The sequence below is a fragment of the Brevundimonas bullata genome (assembly GCF_014207965.1).
Classification (GTDB): domain Bacteria; phylum Pseudomonadota; class Alphaproteobacteria; order Caulobacterales; family Caulobacteraceae; genus Brevundimonas; species Brevundimonas bullata_A.
In genome coordinates this window covers 244,443-262,923 of record NZ_JACHLM010000004.1, presented here as the reverse complement: position 1 = coordinate 262,923, position 18,481 = coordinate 244,443, and the positions used below count along the sequence as shown (strand labels likewise).

General features: G+C 67.1%; 19 protein-coding genes. 2 read left to right on the top strand and 17 right to left on the bottom strand.

Translation table 11 applies throughout. The annotated features are described in order from the left end of the window. Positions 1-20: 20 nt before the first annotated feature. Entirely contained in the window at positions 21-686 is a 666-nt protein-coding gene (locus HNP51_RS13265; RefSeq protein WP_184271301.1) for a fused DSP-PTPase phosphatase/NAD kinase-like protein, read from the top strand. Positions 687-698: 12 nt separating this feature from the next. Here HNP51_RS13265 and HNP51_RS13260 read toward each other — a convergent pair whose 3' ends face one another. From HNP51_RS13260 to folE, 17 genes are all read right to left on the bottom strand, one after another. Beyond that, positions 699-899: a hypothetical protein gene (locus tag HNP51_RS13260; protein WP_184271298.1), complete on the bottom strand. Its 201-nt coding sequence runs from the start codon at positions 897-899 to the stop codon at positions 699-701. Further along, positions 896-1,084: a hypothetical protein gene (locus tag HNP51_RS13255; RefSeq protein WP_260398490.1), complete on the bottom strand. Its 189-nt coding sequence runs from the start codon at positions 1,082-1,084 to the stop codon at positions 896-898. The genes HNP51_RS13260 and HNP51_RS13255 overlap by 4 nt, the downstream gene beginning before the upstream one ends. A 97-nt stretch (positions 1,085-1,181) precedes the next feature. Beyond that, positions 1,182-1,442 carry a DUF4170 domain-containing protein gene (locus HNP51_RS13250; RefSeq protein ID WP_184271296.1) on the bottom strand — a complete coding sequence of 87 codons (261 nt, stop codon included), beginning with the start codon at positions 1,440-1,442 and terminating at the stop codon, positions 1,182-1,184. A gap of 15 nt (positions 1,443-1,457) precedes the next feature. Continuing rightward, entirely contained in the window at positions 1,458-2,252 is a 795-nt protein-coding gene (locus HNP51_RS13245; RefSeq protein WP_184271293.1) for a 3'(2'),5'-bisphosphate nucleotidase CysQ, read from the bottom strand. Continuing rightward, complete coding sequence (locus HNP51_RS13240; RefSeq protein ID WP_184271290.1) at positions 2,249-3,595, bottom strand: TldD/PmbA family protein; 1,347 nt, start codon at positions 3,593-3,595, stop codon at positions 2,249-2,251. Before HNP51_RS13240 ends, HNP51_RS13245 begins: the two co-directional genes overlap by 4 nt. 43 nt (positions 3,596-3,638) lie before the next feature. Next, entirely contained in the window at positions 3,639-4,040 is a 402-nt protein-coding gene (locus tag HNP51_RS13235; protein ID WP_409360128.1) for an MAPEG family protein, read from the bottom strand. Then, positions 4,037-5,812 carry a M14 family metallopeptidase gene (locus HNP51_RS13230; protein WP_260398489.1) on the bottom strand — a complete coding sequence of 592 codons (1,776 nt, stop codon included), beginning with the start codon at positions 5,810-5,812 and terminating at the stop codon, positions 4,037-4,039. Before HNP51_RS13230 ends, HNP51_RS13235 begins: the two co-directional genes overlap by 4 nt. A gap of 217 nt (positions 5,813-6,029) precedes the next feature. Then, positions 6,030-8,351, bottom strand: a complete 2,322-nt coding sequence (locus HNP51_RS13225) for a methyl-accepting chemotaxis protein (protein ID WP_184271281.1) — start codon at positions 8,349-8,351, stop codon at positions 6,030-6,032. Positions 8,352-8,447: 96 nt separating this feature from the next. Then, positions 8,448-9,980, bottom strand: coding sequence for a UbiD family decarboxylase (locus tag HNP51_RS13220; protein ID WP_184271278.1), 1,533 nt, complete (start codon positions 9,978-9,980; stop codon positions 8,448-8,450). Positions 9,981-9,990: 10 nt separating this feature from the next. Next, positions 9,991-10,629 (bottom strand): Pr6Pr family membrane protein, encoded by a 639-nt coding sequence (locus tag HNP51_RS13215; protein WP_184271274.1) that lies wholly within the window; start codon positions 10,627-10,629, stop codon positions 9,991-9,993. Then, positions 10,629-10,877, bottom strand: a complete 249-nt coding sequence (locus HNP51_RS13210; RefSeq protein ID WP_184271271.1) for a helix-turn-helix domain-containing protein — start codon at positions 10,875-10,877, stop codon at positions 10,629-10,631. The genes HNP51_RS13215 and HNP51_RS13210 overlap by 1 nt, the downstream gene beginning before the upstream one ends. Positions 10,878-10,916: 39 nt before the next feature. After that, positions 10,917-11,771 (bottom strand): aldo/keto reductase, encoded by an 855-nt coding sequence (locus HNP51_RS13205; RefSeq protein WP_184271267.1) that lies wholly within the window; start codon positions 11,769-11,771, stop codon positions 10,917-10,919. 46 nt (positions 11,772-11,817) lie between these two features. Further along, positions 11,818-12,684: an alpha/beta fold hydrolase gene (locus tag HNP51_RS13200; RefSeq protein ID WP_184271264.1), complete on the bottom strand. Its 867-nt coding sequence runs from the start codon at positions 12,682-12,684 to the stop codon at positions 11,818-11,820. 51 nt (positions 12,685-12,735) lie between these two features. Continuing rightward, the gene (locus HNP51_RS13195) at positions 12,736-13,524 is read right to left on the bottom strand and encodes a hypothetical protein (protein WP_184271261.1); all 789 of its coding nucleotides are present in this window, start codon (positions 13,522-13,524) and stop codon (positions 12,736-12,738) included. 24 nt (positions 13,525-13,548) lie between these two features. After that, on the bottom strand, positions 13,549-15,393 hold the full coding sequence (locus HNP51_RS13190; protein ID WP_184271257.1) for a gamma-glutamyltransferase family protein: 1,845 nt from the start codon (positions 15,391-15,393) through the stop codon (positions 13,549-13,551). A gap of 137 nt (positions 15,394-15,530) precedes the next feature. Then, the gene (locus tag HNP51_RS13185; RefSeq protein WP_184271254.1) at positions 15,531-15,971 is read right to left on the bottom strand and encodes a biopolymer transporter ExbD; all 441 of its coding nucleotides are present in this window, start codon (positions 15,969-15,971) and stop codon (positions 15,531-15,533) included. A 180-nt stretch (positions 15,972-16,151) separates the two neighbouring features. Then, positions 16,152-16,769, bottom strand: a complete 618-nt coding sequence (folE, locus tag HNP51_RS13180; RefSeq protein ID WP_184271251.1) for a GTP cyclohydrolase I FolE — start codon at positions 16,767-16,769, stop codon at positions 16,152-16,154. Between the two features lie 126 nt (positions 16,770-16,895). Between folE and cysS the strand changes: the two genes are divergently transcribed. After that, entirely contained in the window at positions 16,896-18,347 is a 1,452-nt protein-coding gene (cysS, locus tag HNP51_RS13175; RefSeq protein ID WP_184271248.1) for a cysteine--tRNA ligase, read from the top strand. Positions 18,348-18,481 lie beyond the last annotated feature (134 nt).

Here is an 18,481-nt window from a genome sequence, read left to right as displayed (position 1 = left end):
TTCGTCGTTATCTGCGGCTTATGGCGCGCTATGATCTGACAACGCTGATGGGCCGGTGCAAGGCGCGGTGGTCTTATTTCTGGGCGGATCACGCCTTCCTGCGCACGGCCTTCACCAACGCCCACTGGCTGGGACCGGATCTGGTGCGCACCAATCAGCCGTCGCCGGGGCAACTGGCCTATTGGCAGAAGCGCGGGATTAAGACCGTCATCAATCTGCGCGGACAGCGCGATGAGGCCTACTACTGGCTGGAGAAGAACGCGTGCGAGCGTCTCGGGCTCACCCTGATCGACGCCCCGCTGGACTCGCGCGATCCGCCGGGCCGCGACCGCATCCATCGGGCGCGCGAGCTGTTCCGCAGCATCGAGTATCCGGCCTTGATCCACTGCAAGTCGGGCGCGGATCGGGCGGGGATGATGGCGGTGCTCTATCGCCACTTCCATCTGGGCGAGCCGATCTCGGCAGCCATGTCGGAACTGGGCAAGCGCACCCTTCACAGCCGCGAGGGGCTGACCGGCGTGCTCGACTATGTGCTGGAGAAGTACGTCAATGAGATCGAGCCGACCGGCCTCAGCTTCGAGGACTGGATCGACAGCGACGCATATGACCCCAAGGCGATCCGCGCCGAGTTCAAGGCCGGCTGGTGGGGCAAGTTGGTCGTCGACCGCCTGCTGAAGCGCGAGTAGTCAGCCTCGTCGTCAGCCCCAGGGACCGCGCTTGGGACCGTGGTGCGCGGTCTCGGCGTCGCGGCGGGCCTTGCGGTCGGCCTCCCACTGGCGGAACCAGCGCGCATAGCCGCGCTCGCGTCTCAGAACGACCAGCCACAGGGCCAGAACGCTGACCAGGGAGAGGACGCCGAACAGCTGCTGTCCGTCGATGGTGTAGCCGAACAGGGTCAAGGTCGCGTCTCCGGTTCGCGGGGGCGGTGGTGATGGGTTTCGGCCGGGGTGATCGGGTCGTTCCAAGCCGTATCCTGATCCTCGCCCGGACGGGGCGTATGCGCGGGGCCTTTGCGCACGACCCAGACGATAGCGGCGACGGCCAGGATCACCAACAGCAGGACGATCAGGGTGGGTGTCAGCATGCCACGTGTCCTCCAGAAACGCCAAAGGCGGCTGACGAGAAAGCGCGTCAGCCGCCTGTGCGGTTCCGAAAACGTCGCCGTGAGGCGCGCGTCGACCTTAGACGTCGGAGCGCGGGTCGATCAGCTTGTGCGCGTGCAGGATGAAGTAGCGCATGTGGGCGTTGTCGACGGTGGCCTGGGCGCGGGCCTTCCAGGCTTTCTTGGCTTCTTCATAGTTGCCGAAGGCGCCGACGAACTCGACCTTGTCCAGATCGCGGAAGACCGGCTCGGCCGGGTGGCGCATCTCGCCGCCGATGACGAGGTGAAGCAGTTGGGGATCGTGCGCGTTATGGGCGTCGGCCATGGAGAGGGGGTCCATTGCGAGAGGGGATGATCAGATGGCCAGCGGGATAGGCGCTGTACGCCTCACGATCAACGGGTGAAGGGCCGGCGCGGCGCAGATCAGGCTGGTTTGTCGCGGATCGGGACGATTAAAGCACCATGCGCGGCCCATATGGTCGCTGACCTTGGCCCCGGCCTCCTCGGCGATCAGGGCGCCGGCGCAGACGTCCCAGTCCCATTTGGGGCTGATGGCGATAGCCGCGTCAAAGGCCCCCGCCGCGACCTGGGCCATGCGGTAGGCCAGGGCGTTGCGCTTGGTGAAGCGCATTTCGGGCCAGGGCTCGGCCCATTCGCGCGCCTCCATCAGCCGGGCGTCGGCCAGAAGCTCGGCGTCCTCCAGGGTGTCGGTGTCCGAAGCGCTGATGGGGCGGCCCTGCAGTCGGGCGCCGCCGCCCAGCGTGGCCTCGAACATCTCGCCCAGCATCGGGGCGTGGATGACGGCGGCGACCGGGCGACCGTCCTCGACGACGGCGATGGGCACGCACCACCACGGCTTGTTCTTCATATAGGCGACGGTGCCGTCGATGGGATCGACGACGAAGATGCGCTTTTTCGTCAGTCGCTCGGGGCTGTCCGCCGTCTCCTCGGACAACCAGCCGTAGTCGGGCCGGGCGCTCAGCAACGTGTCGCGCAACAGCTGATCCACCGCCAGGTCGGCGCTGGTGACGGGCGAGCCGCCCTCCTTCGACCAGACCTTCAGCCCCGCCTCGCGATGCTCGAGCGCCAGCCGACCGGCGGCCAGGGCCGCGTCGCGGATCAGCTCGAGGTCAGACAGGAGGTCGGTCATTTTCCGGCGATGGCCACCGCGTCGAACATCAGGGAGGGGCTGTTGAAGGAACCCCGGAACTCCAGATCCGATCCGCGCACCAGTCGGGCGTAGAGGTCGATCAGATTGCCCGCCACGGTCACTTCGCTGACCGGATAGGCCAACTCGCCGTCTTCGAACCAGAAGCCGGACACCCCGGCGGACCAGTCTCCGGTGTTGCCGTTCAGCGAGGGGCCGAACATGGAGGTGATCAGCAGGCCTGACCCGGCCTCGGCCATCAGGCCCGCCTTGTCGTTCTCGCCCGGCGCCAGATGCAGGTTGTGGGTCGAGACGCCGGACGGCCCGGCCAGACCGCGCGAGGCGTGGCCGGTCGAGGCCAGACCCAGCTGAGCGGCGGCGGCGCTGTTCAGCAGCCAGGTGGTCAGGACGCCGTCGCGCACGATCTCGCGCCGTTCGACCGCCACGCCTTCGTCGTCGAACGGGGTCGAACCCAGGCCGCGCAGGCGGAAGGGATCGTCGATCATGTCGACCCCGGCGGGTAGGACGCGCTGGCCGAGTTTGTCCTTTAGGAAGGAGCTGCCGCGGGCGATGGCCGGGCCGGAAATGGCGCCCAGCAGGGGCGACAGCACCTGCGTCGCGATGCGGTTCTCGAAGATGACCGGGGCGGTGGTCGAGGCGATCTTGCGCGGGCCGACGCGGGCCACGGCGCGCTCTCCGGCCTTCAGGCCGATTTCGGCGGCGCCGGGCAGGTCCGACAGGTGGCGGGTGGCGCGGCTTTCGCCGCCGCGCTCCATGGCCCCGTCCTTCTCGGCGATGACGCCGACGCCCAGAGAGAAGGCGCTGCCCTGATGGCGGCCGTCAAAGCCGTGCGAGGTGACCAGACGCCATTCGCTGGCCGACCAGGAGGCGTGACCGCCTTCCGACTTGGATACGCCCGCGACGCCGAGCGCTGCGGCCTCCGCCTCGGCGGCAGCGGCTTCCAGCGCCTCGGCGGTGCGTTCGGACGGGTCGAACAGGTCGAGGTCGGCGTGCGGCCCCTGAGCCAGACGGTCCTGCGGCGCCAGACCCGCATAGGGATCTTCGGGCGCCAGCCGGGCCATGGCCACGGCGCGTTCGACCAAGCGGGCGCGGGTTGCGTCGGACAGGTCCGAGGCGGACACCGTGGCCTGACGTCGCCCGATGAAGACGCGGAGCCCCAGATCGCGGGCCTCCTCGCGCTCGACCTCTTCCAGTTCGGCGTTGCGCACGCCGACGGACAGTGAGGCGCGGTGGGCGGAGACCGCCTCGGCGGCGTCGGCACCGGCCTTCAGCGCGGCGGCGACCAAGTCATGGAGGATGTCGGGGGAGGGCGTCTTATCGGACATGCCCCGATATGGCGGACCCGACCCCGCATCGCAACAAGAAGGCTTAGATCACCGACCAGGCGATCAAGCTGACCGACGCCACCAGCAGGGCCAGCCAGGTCAGGACCATCCCCGTCACCCGGCCCAGCGACGGCCCCTTCTGGAACAGCAGACCCAGGGCGTGGATGGCTCGGCCCGCGAACAGTACGCCGCCGACGCCGTGGATCAGCAGGGGCGGCGCGCCGACGAAGGCCAGCAGGATCAGGCCGCAGATGCCGGCGGGGATGTATTCCGCCGCGTTGCCGAAGGCCCGGACGGCGGGCGTCATCTCGGGATTTCCGCCGTCCCCGAACTCGATCAGATGCCGACGCCGACGGCTGACCACCACGCTGGACAGGACCAGCAGCAGCAGGATCAGCAGCCCGCCCCACAGGGTCGCCGCCTGAATCGAAGGCACCATGCTCAGTTCTCCCGTCCGACCGGATAGAGGCGGAAGCGCTGATCATAGAAGGGCGTGCGCTCATAGAACCAGGCCAGACGCGCGTCGCCGTCGGCGGCGAAGGCGGGCTCGGCCGCCAACTTGGCCTCGAACTCGGCCTTCAGCGCCGGATCGGCGGCCAGCATCTTCTCGGCCAGGGGCGCGATGGCGTAGGCCTCGATGTATTCGACGCGGTTCAGCACCTCGGGGAACATGCCCCAGGCGAAGAAGCTCTCGCTCGACTGCGGCTCCAGCAGCAGGATGGCGACGTCGCCCAACGGCTGATCGGTCGGCACGCGGACCGAACCGACGGGGAAGGTCCAGTCCTTGGCCTCCGTGCGGACCTCGCTGACCGTGATCGGCACATGGGCTTCATTGGTGCGACCCGAGACCTTGGGATCGACCAGGCGCAGCATGTCGACGGCCACCGTGCACGGCGCCGCCAGGGTCTCCATCTGCACGCCGTGCATCTTCAACCGCTCGATCAGGTCGGCGCGATAGGACGGCACCCAGTAGGCGGTCGGGCGCTTCAGCGTCAGGGTCGGATGCGAGCCGAAGTAGGGCACCTGCCACAGCTCCGGGTCCGGCTGGCCCAGCCAGCGCAGTTCGGGGCGGCCCGAGGCGGCGCTGTCATAGGTGTCATAAAGGATGCCCTTGAACGGGCGCATCCGCGTCGGCTGGTCGTCGCCCTTGAAGTTGGCGGGCAGTTCGGCGGGGCGCTGGGCGCGGTCGGCGCTGATGGCGGCGCGCAGGGTCTGGGATTTTTCGGCCAGAACCTTCAGGGCTTCTTCCAGGAAGACATAGGTCCCCAGCACCCGCTGTTCGTGCGGCTTCAGGCTGTGGTTCTCGATCAGGATGGTCGGGACGTGGGCCGCCGAGCCCCAGCCGTTGGAATAGCGTTCGCCCAGGCCGCCGTCGTTCATCCCCTTCTTGGGATCGCGGTCGTCGATGGCGAAGACCAGTTCGCCGGGGATGTGGCCCTGGGCCTCCAGGGCGGCGTTCATCTCTGGCTTGAAGGCCTCGTCTAGCCATCTGGCGATCGCCGGGCTGCGGCTCCAGACGCCGTCCTCGCCGTTGTAGCCATAGGTGACGTCGTATTGATAATCGATGCCGTCGGTAACGTGGATATCGACGTAGAGGTCCGGCTGATACTTGTGGATCAGGCCCATGACAGCCTGCATCTCGGCCTGATCCAGCTTCATGAAGTCGCGGTTCAGGTTCTGGTTGGTCGCCGTGTGACGCCAGCCCTGGTTGCGCGGTCCGCGCTGGTTGGGGCGGGAATAGGGGCCGGTGCGCTCATGCCCGTCCACGCTCAGGATCGGGATCAGGATCAGGTTGGCCCGGTCCAGCAAGCCGTCCTTGCCGTAGAAGGCCATGTCGCGCAGCAGCATCATGCCCGCGTCCTTGCCGTCGATCTCGCCCGGATGGATGCCGGCCTGCGCCAGCAGGACGGGCTTGGACGGATCAAGCGTCGCCCCATCCTTCGACGCGATCACCGCATAAATGGGCCGCCCTTCCGGCGAGACGCCGAACTGCTCGATGCGGATCAGGTCGCTGGCCGCATCCAGCCGGTCGAACCATGCGCGGGTGTCGGCATAGGAGGGAGAGAAGTCATGCGCTGCATCGGCCTCGAAGGCCGTGACCCAGGGATCGGAGGCGTCGCGCAGCAGGGCCTTGGACGCGCCGCTCCACGCGGGCGCGGGCGGCAGAAAGGCCTGATCCCAGGGCGCGGTGTTTGAAACAGAAGGGGTCTGGGACATGGCGGGGCTCACGCAAGCGACGAGGGCGGCGACAGCCGCCGCTATGAAACAATCAGGGCGCATGCCTCTTCGTGGGATGATCGTCATCGTCTGGCAAGCCTCCGGCAAGTCTGTGGCAAGGCTTCAGTCGCGCCCAATGGCTCAGCTTATTTGCGGCGAGAGGCGGCGTCACCCGGCAAACCGAAAAGGGCCCGCCGGATGACGAGCCCTCGGGGTTTTAGAATTCTTCCCAGTCGGTGGACTGAGCGGCGGACTGGCCCCGCCCGCCAACAGCCTTGAGGGCGACGACCGTTCGGGCGGGTGCGGCGGGGCGCGCGGCTGGCGCACGAACGGGGACGCGGACCGGCGCGGCGGCGTCGCGAATGCGGAAGCGGCCCATCAGGTCGGAAAGGCTGGTGGTTTCCTGCGCCAGAGAATGAGCGGCTGCGGTGGATTCCTCGACCATAGCGGCGTTCTGCTGGGTCATCTGATCCATCTGGTTCACCGCCACGTTGATCTCGCCCAGGCCGCTGGCTTGCTCCTTGGCCGAGGCGGCGATGTCGGCGACCAGGCCGCTGATTTCGGCGACCTCGCTGATAATCCGGGTCAGGGCCTGACCGGTGTCATCGACCAGTCGGACGCCCTGGTTGACCCGCTCCGAGCTGGCCCCGATCAAGGCCTTGATCTCCTTGGCGGCCTCGGCGGAACGCTGGGCCAGGGCCCGCACTTCGGAGGCGACCACGGCGAAGCCGCGTCCGGCGTCGCCGGCACGGGCCGCCTCGACCCCGGCGTTCAGCGCCAGAAGGTTGGTCTGGAAGGCGATCTCGTCGATCACGCCGGTGATCCGGCTGATCTGCTGGGCCGAACTCTCGATCTCGCGCATGGCCGTGACCGTCTGATCGACCACGTCGCCGCTGCGGCGGGCGTTCTGCTGGGTCGCCTCGACGATATCGTGGGCGCGATTGGCGCCGTCCGAGGCGTGGCGGATGGTGGTGGTGACTTCTTCCAGGGCGGCGGCGGTCTCTTCCAGGCTGGCGGCCTGCTGCTCGGTTCGGCGCGACAGGTCGTCGGAGGCCTGGCTGATCTCCGAGGTGGTCGAGCGGATGCCGGCGGCGCTGCTGATGATGACCGATATGGTCTCTTCCATCCGGCCCATGGCGACGTTGAAGTCGTCGCGCAGCTTGCGATAGTCGGCGGGGAAGTCGGCTTCCAGGCGATAGGTCAGGTTGCCGTCAGACAGGTGAGACAGGCCTTCGCCGACCGAGGCGACGACAAAGCGCTGTTCCTCTTCGGCGGCCTGGCGAATGGCGTCGTTGCGCAGGCGTTCGGCCTCGGCGGCGGCGCGGGTCTGCTCCTGCTCGGTTCTCAGGCGGACGGTTTCGGCCAGTTGGTGGCGGAAGCCGTCGAGGGCGCGGGCGATGCTGCCGACCTCGTCGGCGCTTTCGATGCCCTGGACCGGCTCTTCATAGCGGCCGTCGTTCAGCGCCTTGACCGAGGTGGTCAGTCGCGCCAGCGGGCGGCGCACGACGCGGTCGGTCACGAAGAAGAGGCTGGCCAGGACCAGGGCCAGGATGACCATGCCCCCGATCATCATGGCGATCGCCAGGCGGTCGGACGGCCCGTTGATCGCGGCCGTGGGGATGTCGGTCACCAGAGCCCATGTGGCGTTCAGGCCAGCCAGAGGGGCCGGAATCACGAGGCGCTTGATCGGCACGCCGGACAGGTTGCGCAAGCCGTTCAACTGGTTGGTCTGGCCGCTGCTCAGAACCGTGCGCACCGCGTCGGCCTGGTCTTCCGTGTAGGCCTTGGCTCGCAGGGCGGCGTCCGGGTGGGAGACCCAGTGGCTGCTGCCGGACAGCAGCATCACCTCACCCGTGCCCAGGGGCTTCATCTTGCCCAGCAGGGTCGACAGATCGTCCAGCGCCAGGTCCAGACCGGCTACGCCGATAACCTTGCCGCCCGAGACGACTGGATAGGCGACTGAGGTCATCAGCACGGTCTTGCCGCCGACGTCCTCGGCATAGGGCTCGACGATGGCCGGCTTCCCCGACGAGAAGGGCTGAGCGTAATAGGGCTCTTCGTAGTCAGAGCTCTCCATCGGCTTCTGCAGGGTGATCGTGCCGCCGTCATTGACCCAGTAGGTCATGAAGCGCCCGGAGGCATTCGAGCCCAGGTCGGCGCGGCCTGTCATGGCGGCGTCACGGCCGTCGAAGGCGTCGGGGGCAGCCATGAACCAACTGCCCATGACCAGGGGGGTCGCGGCGGCGGCTGGCTTCAGCATGGCCATGACCGTACCCCGGTCGCGCACGCCGGATTCGTGCGCCTTGCCGATGGTCTCCGCCATGGAGCGTGCCGTCGCCGAGGCTTCGTTGATTTTGCCGCTGACGTTCGCCACCGCGCTGTCGCCCAGAGCCTGGGCATAGTCATGCGACAGCTCGCGGGTGACGGTTCGCGTATTCTGCGACACGGCGAAGGCCGCGAAAAGCAGCAGCGCACCCGTAACGGCTCCGCCCGCCAGAAGCATTTTTCCGGCGACAGTCAGGTTTTTAAACACGCGCATACTCTCCTCGATCACCGTCGTCTTATCGATGACAGGGTTAAGGGGAGGCTTATCGCGGCCTTAGGGAGACTACGGTTCGACGACCGCTCCGGCGGACTATTTTTTCCAGATCGGCGTCTTGTCGCCCGGCAATCCGAGGCTGTCCCAGATGTCGTTGACCCGCTCGACCACGGCCTCGTCCATGCGGATCTCCTCGCCCCATTCGCGCTTGGTCTCGGGCTCCCACTTGTCGGTGGCGTCCAGACCGATCTTGGACCCCAGTCCGCTCTCGGGGCTGGCGAAGTCCAGATAGTCGATGGGGGTGTTCTCGATGACGGTGATGTCGCGCGCCGGGTCCATCTTGGTCGAGACGGCCCACATGACGTCCTTCCAGTCGCGGGCGTTGATGTCGTCGTCCACCACGATGATCCACTTGGTGTACATGAACTGGCGCAGATAGCTCCAGCAGCCCATCATCACGCGCTTGGCGTGACCCGGATAGGCCTTCTTCATCGACACCACGGCGATGCGATAGCTGCAGCCCTCGGGCGGCAGCCAGAAGTCGGTGATCTCGGGGAACTGTTGCCGGATCAGGGGGATGAAGACCTCGTTCAGGGCCTCGCCCAGCACGCTCGGCTCATCCGGCGGACGGCCGGTGAAGGTGGTCAGATAGATGGGGTCCTTGCGCATGGTGATCGCCGTCACCTGGAAGACCGGGAACTTCTCGACCGAGTTGTAATAGCCGGTGTGGTCGCCGTAGGGGCCTTCGTCCTCGAACTCGTCCAGCAGGACGTGGCCTTCCAGCACGATCTCGGCGTTGGCCGGCACCATAAGCGGCACGGTCTTGCACGGGACCAGTTCGGCCTTGGAGCCGCGCATCAGGCCGGCGAACTGATACTCAGACAGGGTTTCCGGCACCGGCGTCACGGCGGCCAGGATGGTCCCCGGATCGGCGCCGAGCACCACGGCGCAGGGCAGGGGCTCGCGCTTTCCGGCCTTCTTGTGCCGGGCATAGTGCTGGGCTCCACCGCGGTGGGCCAGCCAGCGCATGATGGCCTTGTCCTTGCCCAGCACCTGCATCCGATAGATGCCCAGGTTGAAGTCGTCTTCGCGGTCGTCCGACGGCCCCTTGGTCACGACCAGACCCCAGGTGATCAGGGGCGCGGGCTCGCCGGGCCAGCAGCCTTGAATGGGAAGCGACGTCAGGTCGATCTGATCGCCCTTCAGCACCACCTCCTGCACCGGGGCCTTGTTCACCGTCTTGGGCCGCATCGACATGACGGTCTTGGCTAGGGGCAGCATCTCCATGGCGTCCGAGAAGCCGCGCGGCGGCGTCGGGTTGCGCAGGAAGGCCAGCAGTTCGCCGACCTCGCGCAGTTCGCCCGCCGTGGTACGGGTCTTGCCCTCCAGCGTCACGCCCATGGCGACCCGCTTCACCGTGCCGAACAGGTTGGCCAGGCAGGGGATGGGGCTGATCGAGCCGTCCGGCATGACCGGCTTTTCGAACAGGACCGCCGGGCCGCCGTTCCTCAGCAGCCGGGTCTGGATCTCGGTCATCTCCAGATGGGTGGAGACGGGTTCGGAGACGCGAACCAGTTCGCCATCGGCTTCGAGGACAGCGATGAAATCGCGCAGGGACTTGTAGGCCATGCGCTGACGCTTAGGCGGGTACGCGGCGTCTGTCACGCCGTCCAAACGTGCGGTCAATCGCCACGACGGTCAGGCCGACGATCAGGAAGAAGACCAGCAGGCCGACGAAGTTCAGCAGCACCCGCCCCAGACCCAGAGCGCCGACGTCCACGAAGGGATAGGGCCACCAGCCGCTCAGCGCGCCGTGGATCAGAGTCCAGCCGCCATAGACCAGCGGAAAGATCAGCCACTTGGCCGGATCGCCCCAGTTCAGACGGCCCTTGGGCGCGAACAGCAGCCAGTCCAGAACAAAGGCGGCGGGCATGACGTAGTGCAGCAGGCTGTTGCCCAGCAGGGCTAACCCTTGCGGGTTCCAGGTCGGGGCCAGCAGGAAATGGTACACTACCCCGACCACGACGATGTACATGGCCATGGCCGCCCGCACGCCCTCGCCCGCGAACCAGCGCCCCGGCCGACTGTTCGGCGCCACGACCGGCGCCGTCAGGGCCAGGGCCACCAGAATATTGCTCAGGATGGTGAAGTAGCTGAAGAAGTTCAGCGTCAGCTCGCCCGCGCTGCTGTCGGGGTTATCCGCCAGCGTCACCCCATACTGAAGCGCCACGGCGAACCAGCCGACGCAGGCGAAGACGGCGCGATAGAGGCGGGCCATCAATACTCAGGCCTGTCGGCTGCCAGCGCCCACACCGGCAGGTGCAGGGCGCGGGTGGCGGCGTCGAGGCCGGCTGAATCCAGATGTTCTCGCCCCGCCTCGACCCGACGCAGGGCCTCGGGCGTCAGGTCGAGGGCGGTGGCCAGATCCTCGGCCGCGACGCCCCGCTGGTCGCGCCAGCGCCGGATACGGGCGCCGACGACGGCGTCCATCGGATCAATCCCCGGAAAGCCCAGAACCGAACCCATGGCGTCCTCCCTGACGCGAGCGTCTATGACGCCGTTAGGTCAGGCATCCTGATCCCATTGGAAGGCCGCGTCCAGCCAGTCCCCCAGACGGCCGTCGGGGCGAGCCAAGGCAGAGATGCTGGCCATCTCGTCCGCCGACAGTTCGAAGTCGAAGATGTCGAAATTCTCGGTCGCGCGGCTTTCCTTGGCGGTGCGCGGAATGGCGATGACGCCCTGCTGGATGATCCAGCGCAGGCTCACCTGGCCGTTGGTCTTGCCATGAACCCTGGCGATGTCGCCGATCACGGCGTCGTCGGCGATCTTGCCCTGGGCCAGCGGCGACCAGGCGGTGAGGGACGACCCCAGCTCGCGCGCCGTTTCGATCAGGGTCTTCTGCGACAGATAGGGATGGTACTCGACCTGGTTGGTCACCAGCGGCGCCTTCGACAGAGCCGCCGCATCGCGGAACAGGGCCGACGGGAAGTTCGACAGGCCGATATGCTGGGTGAAACCCTTCTCCTGCGCTTCGTTCAGGGCGCCGATGGTTTCCGCCAGCGCCGGCGTCGGCTTGGGCCAGTGCAGGAGCAGCAGGTCCGGCGTCAGGCCCAGGCTGATCGCGGACTCTTCGGCCTGACGCAGCAGGGCGTCGCGATGGAAATGCTCGACCCATATCTTGGTGGTGACGAAGATGTCGTCGCGGGCCACGATCCCTTGCGCCACCGCGTCGCCGATGCCGTCGCCCACGGCCTTCTCGTTCTTGTAGATCCAGGCCGTGTCGATGTGGCGATAGCCGATGCGCAGGGCCTCGCGCACCATGCGCCGCGCATCGTCGGCCTCCAGCTGCCAGGTGCCGAAGCCCAGAAGCGGAATCTCCACGCCCGCGGCGACGACGGTGGGCTGGTCAGAATAGGGCATGAGTTGGCTCCGCGAAGTCGGGGGAGCGCTCGATATAGGCGCCGGATCAGCCTTCGCCATTCTCCAGCCAGTGGAAAATCCGGTCCCACAGCGGCTCCATGCCCTTGCGGAAGGCGCCTTCGTGGCCGATCCGCCGCGCGCCGAAGTCGGACGGCGCATGGACGCTGATCTCGGACGGAGCCTTGGGATAGACGCTCAGCAGGTCCCGCGCGCTGTTCGGCGTGGCGATGGGATCGTCGGTGAAGATCCACGAGCGGATCGGCGCGGTCACGGCCTCATAGTGATGCGGTCGCAAGCTCGTCGCCAGCTCGCGCGAGAAGTATTCCCGCTTCAGGCACCAGCGTCGCCAGGTGGTGAAGACCCCGCGCGGAAGATCAGTCCCGCCCCACAGGCCGCCGCCCTTGATATAGCCGTGCCGCATCAGACTGAACGGCCCAAAACCCAGCCAGAAGAACAGCTCCATCGGGTTGTAGGATCGGTGATGCCCGCCCCACCAGCCGGTCCCGACCGAGACGAAGGCGTGGCGGTGGATCCGGTCCTGATTGGCCATGAAGCCCAGGAAATGCCCGCCGACGCTGTGCCCGACATGGACGACGCGCAGTCCCGGCGCGGCCTCGATCAGGGCGTCCAGGGCGGCGGGCATGTCCAGCCGACCCCAGTCGGGATAGTCCATCGCCATGGCCTTCAGATCATCGGGCCGTGACCCGGCTATGCCCCGGAAATCATAGGTCAGCACCGCCGCGCCCCGTTCGGCCATGTGCCGGGCGAACCGCTCATAGAAGCCCTTGGGAAACCCGGTGCCGGACGACACTAGCACGGCGATGCGGGGCTCGGCCGCCGACACCAGCCGCATAGACAGCAGATAGCCGTCGGGGGCCGGGGCGGTGAAGTCGCGCGTGACAAGGTCGCTCATGGAGTCCGTCCTGTTTGGAAACGAACTCTAGGCGATTGACGCGGCGTCAGGTCAAGGCTTGGCGGGCTCCGACGCTGTGGTCGGACCCAGAGCGAGAACCCCGTCGAAGGCGCCGTTTCCATAGGGCTGGACGATCACGCCGCGCGCCGCGCCGTCGTAGGCTTCCGGCAAGGGGTTGGCCCCGCAGGCGTCGCGTCCGCAGTTCCAAGATGTTCCGCCCTGCTGAACGACGTAGAGGCTCAGGACCTCGGCGGGCGGCAGGTGGACGACGGCGGGCGTCAGGTTCATGCGTTCGATCGTCTTCCTCTGGGCGTGGATGTTGCCGACCAGAACCAGCATCCGGCTGCCGGGCGCCTTGCGCGCGGCCGTGGCCAGCCGATGGCCCATGTCGAGGTCGTAGTACGACTGGCTGAAGCCCTGAACGCGCGGGCTGTCGGGCGCGAAGGCGACGACCTTGAGGCTGGGCGTCTCGCGCTGCATCGCGCGCAGGCGCAGCAGCAGGTCCAGCATGGCGACGCTGCCGCGTCCGTCGTGATGGACGAAGGGGCCGTGCGGATAGGCGGCCAAAATCGCGCGGGCGGCTTCGTTGCTTTCGGCCGCCATGAAGGCGTCCAGCATCGGCTGCATGCCTTCCGAGAATTCGAGCGCGACCGTCACCGGCCCCTTGTCCCGCGCCGCGCAGACCAGGTCGGCGAAAGCGGCGGGGGTCTCGGTCGTGCCGTGCATTTCGCCGACGACGACGTAGCGGATTTCGTCCTTCCACAGGGCCTCGACGCCGGGAACGGGCGTACAGGCGGTAGGCGCAGCGAGGGTGGCGGCGGCCAGCAGGGTCGCGATCATGGCGTCTTCCTCAAACAGTCCGGATCAGTAGGCCAGGGCGTTGCCGTCCTTGCGCATCTCGGTCGCCGCGCCATAGGTCCAGCGGCCCTGGGCGTTGATCTGCTTCATGACGTTCTGATAGCCGCCGAAGCCGCCGTCGGGCGGGCCGAGGTCCCAGCCCATGGCGGTCAGTTGCTGCTTGGTGGCCTCCGGCACGCCGGATTCCAGATGCAGCTTGCCGACGCCTTCGGCGGACTGGCCGGTCGGCTCGGACGAGCCGTAGTGCTGCCAGCGCGGGCTGTCCCCGGCCTGCTGCGGGTCCAGACCGTAGTCGACCATGTTGATGATGATCTGGGCCTGGCCCTGCGGCTGCATCCCGCCGCCCATGACGCCGTAGGCCATCCACGGCTCGCCGTCCTTGCAGGCGAAGCCGGGGATGATGGTGTGGAAGGGGCGCTTGCCCGGCGCATAGACATTGGGGTGGCCGTCGGTCAGCGCGAACAGCTCGCCCCGGTCCTGGAACATGAAGCCCAGGGTCCCGCCGTCCGGGCCGTCGGGCGTGAGCCCTGAGCCCATGCCGCGATAGTTGGACTGGATCCAGCTGACCATCATCCCGTCCTTGTCGGCCACGCTGAAATAGGTGGTGTCGCCCTGGGTCGGGGCGTCGCCGGGGAAGACGCGGTCCATGACGCGGTTCGGGTTGATTAGCCTGGCGCGCTCGGCCGCGTATTCCTTGGAGTTCAGCCACGCCGTCGGGGCCTTGGCGAAACGCTCGTCGGCGAAGTAGCGGGCGCGGTCCTCGAAGGCCAAGCGCTTGGCCTCGGCCTGGACGTGGATCGAGGCGGCGGACTGGAAGCCCATGCCCTTCAGGTCGAACTGTTCGCAGATGTTCAGGATCTGGTTGGTCGACAACCCTTGAGTGTTTGGTCCCAGCGAATAGACCTCGACCCCGCGATAGGTGGTCATCAACGGCTCGACCCATTCGGTGCGGTGGGCGGCCAGGTCGGCGCGGGTCATCCAGCCGCCTATGCGCTTGAAATAGCGCTCGATGTGATCGGCGATGGCGCCGTCATAGAAGGCGTCGCGTCCGCCCTCGGCGATCAGGCGGTAGGTGCGGCCCAGGTCGGGGTTGGCGAAGACCTCGCCTGTCTTCGGCGTGCGGCCGTGGGGGCGATACACCTTCTTGCGGTTGTCGTTTTCCTCGATCTGGGCGCTGGCGCGGTCGAAACCGGCCATGTTGCGCTCCAGATACCAGGCGATGACCTCGGGCACGGGCACGCCCTGTTCGCACAGCTCGGCGACGGGGATCAGGACGTCCTTCCACGGCAGCTTGCCGTAGCGCTGATGCGCGCTCCACCACGCGTCGACCGTGCCGGGCACGTTGACGGTTACGGCGCCGTACCTGGGCAGATAGCCGTCGGGACCGGCCTTGGACCGGGCCGTGGCCAGCGACAGGCCGCGGGGGCTGTTCCCCGAGCCGTTGAAGCCGACGACCTTCTTCTGAGCCGGGTCCCACATCAGGCCGAAGGCGTCGCCGCCGATGCCGTTGGCGGTCGGCTCCAGGAAGCCCAGGGCGGCGTTGATGGCGATGGCGGCGTCGATGGCCGAGCCGCCGCGCCGCAGGGTGTCCAGACCGATCAGCGTGGCGGCGGGGTGGGCCGTGGCGGCGGCGCCGTTGGCCCCCCAGACGGTCGAGCGGCCGACGAACTTCGGCCCCGTCACCCGGTCGCCGATGCCCACGTCCGCATAGGGATCGGCCGGGCGCGGGGAGGCGACGGCGTGCTGTGTCTGTTCTCGTCGCGACGAGCCCCCGGTTTGCGCGGCGACCGATCCGGCTCCCGCCAGAAGGGCGCCGGCCGGCAGGCTGGACAGGAAGGTGCGACGACGCATGGCGATTTCCCCCGAAACTCTGGCCCGCATCAAGAACGGCGGCGAGGGGCAGGGCAAGCGCCCTGTTGAAATTCGGACCAAGAAAAAGGGCCGCCCCGGGAAGGGACGGCCCTGATTTCTTTGAGCGGACTGAAGTCCTACTCGATGTCTTCGTTCAGAAGGCCGACCTTGTAGAAGCCATTTTCCTGAAGCTTGTTCATGACTTCCATGAACTGGTTGTACTTCACCTCGGCCTGGGCGCGAACGAAGACGCGCTCTTCGCGGCAATCCGTGGCCACGGCCTGAGCGGCGCAGACGTCGGCCGGCAGGGTGGCGACCGAGGTTTCTTTCTCGGCGATGTAGATGCTGCCCGATTCCTGGATCGTGATGTACACGGGTTCCTTGGGCTTCTCGGTGGTCGCGCTCGGAACCGCTGGCGGCAGGTCCAGCTTGATCGAGACGGTGGCCAGCGGCGCGGCGACCATGAAGATGATCAGCAGAACCAGCATGATGTCGACGAACGGCGTGACGTTGATGTCCGCGTTCTGTTCGATCGTTTTGCCACCCTGGCCCGCGGGACCGGAAAGTTTAGAGCCCATACGCCGTCGTCTCCCATCACAGCTCGCATTCTTTGGCGAGCAGCACTCAAAGGTATGTTTCGTGTCTTGGCGTCCCGCGCCGGGCTTGTAAAGCCGTCATGCGTGACGAATTCGCGTCATCGGGCAATAAGATTGCATAACCAGCCGCTTCGCAGGTGCGAGACGACCGGTTCAAACCCCTTATCCGCGGGCGAGTTTCAGGAAGCGGTCGGCCAGGGCCGGGTCGGTCTTGAAGGCGCCGGTGAAGCGGGTGGTGATGGTGGTGACGTGGCGGTGATGCACGCCGCGCGTGGTCATGCACTGGTGCGCCGCGTCCAGCAGGACGGCCACGCCGCGCGGCTGCAGGTGCGATTCGATGGCCTCGATTATGTCGTTTGTCAGCGTCTCCTGGTTTTGCAGGCGACGCGCGAAGATCTCGACCACGCGCGCCAGCTTGGAGATGCCCACCACCTTCTCGCCCGGCAGGTAGGCGACATAGGCCTTGCCCAGGAAGGGGGCCATGTGGTGCTCGCAATGGCTCTCGATCTCGATGTCGCGCAGGATGACCATGTCGTCATAGCCGGTCACGTCCTCAAAGGTGCGCGACAGCTCCTTGCCCGCATCGGCGTCGTAGCCGTCGAACCATTCGCCATAGGCGTCGACCACGCGCTTGGGCGTGTCGATCAGGCCGGGGCGCGCCGGATTGTCGCCCGCCCAGGCGATCAGGGTGCGCACGGCCTCCAGCGCCTGTTCGCGGCTGGGGCGCACGACGGTGGTTTCATCGGTGACAAGGACGGGCTTGGCGGGCGAAGTGCTCATGAACTGATCCAGCGGGGCGGGGAGACCGCCAAGGCTACCTTTTACCAATCCGTTCGGACTGTGTATCAGGCCGCTATATGGGACACGCCGTCCGTCCCGCAAGAAAACTCGCAAAGACTGTCACCCATGCCGTTGCATATCCACGACACCCTTCGCCGTGAAAAGCGCGCCTTTACGCCGCGCGATCCGAACCGGGTGACGCTCTATGTCTGCGGCCCCACGGTCTATGACTACGCCCATATCGGCAATGCGCGTCCGCCGGTGGTGTTCGACGTCCTGGTGCGGCTGCTGCGCCGCGCCTATGGACCGGACAAGGTCGTCTACGCCCGCAACGTCACCGACGTGGACGACAAGATCAACGCCAAGGCGGCCAAGGAAGGCGTCGCCATCGGCGAGATCACGGCGCGGTATGAGGCCGCCTATCTGGCCGACATGGGCCTGCTGAACGTCAGCCCGCCCGACATCGCCCCGCACGTCACCGACTACATCGACGCCATCACGGCCCAGATCCAGGCCATCATCGACGCCGGCAACGCCTATGCGGCCGAGGGTCATGTCCTGTTCGACGTCTCTTCCTATCCGTCCTACGGCGCGCTGTCGGGCCGCAATCTGGACGACATGATCGCCGGCGCCCGCGTCGAGGTCGCGCCGTACAAGAAGAACCCCCACGACTTCGTCCTGTGGAAGCCGTCCAAGGCGGACGAGCCGTCCTGGCCCTCGCCGTGGGGCGAGGGGCGTCCCGGCTGGCACATCGAATGCTCGGCCATGATCGAGAAGACCCTGGGTCTGCCTATCGACATCCACGGCGGCGGTATCGACCTGGTCTTCCCGCACCATGAGAACGAGATCGCCCAGGGCGTCTGCGCCCACGGCCACGCCCATGGCGATCAGGCGCACGACGAATACGCCCGCTACTGGATGCACAACGGCTTCCTGACCGTGGACGCCGAGAAGATGTCCAAGTCGATCGGCAACGTCCTGCTGCTGCATGATCTGGTGCAGGCCATGCCGGGCGAGGTGGTGCGCTGGGCCCTGCTGAGCGCCCACTATCGTCAGCCGCTGGACTGGAACCAGACCCTGCTGGAGCAGAGCCGCAAGAACCTGGACCGTCTCTACGGCGTCCTGCGCGACGCTGACGCGGCCCTGGCCGACTTCGACGAGGCCGCGCTGGACGAGGCCGAGATGGAGCTGGCCGAGAACGCTTTGGACCCGGTGCTGGATGCGCTGGAGGACGACCTGAACACCCCAGGTGCCATCGCCCAGCTGTTCGGGCTGGGAAACGCCCTGCGCGATCTGTTGAACGACGCCGAGGCCGACATCAACGACGTCGCCATGGCCCGCTGGAGCCTGATCGAAGCCGCCGGCCTGCTGGGCGTGCTGGCCCTGACGCCGGACGAATGGTTCGAGGGCGGCGATCCGGCGCTCAAGGCCGAGGTCGAGGCCCTGCTGGAACAGCGCGCCGCCGCCCGCGCCGAAAAGAACTGGGGCGAAGCCGACCGCATCCGCGACCGCCTCAACGAACTGAACGTCGTCGTCATGGACGGCCCGCAAGGCGCGACCTGGCGCATGAAGGGGTAATCTCTTCCTTCTCCCCTTGCGGGAGAAGGTGGCCCGTCAGGGCCGGATGAGGGGTGTCGGCGCAACGTTTGAGATGTCGTGGATCAGGCGTTTCGGCCTTGATCGGATGGGAGTTGCTCACACCCCTCATCCGT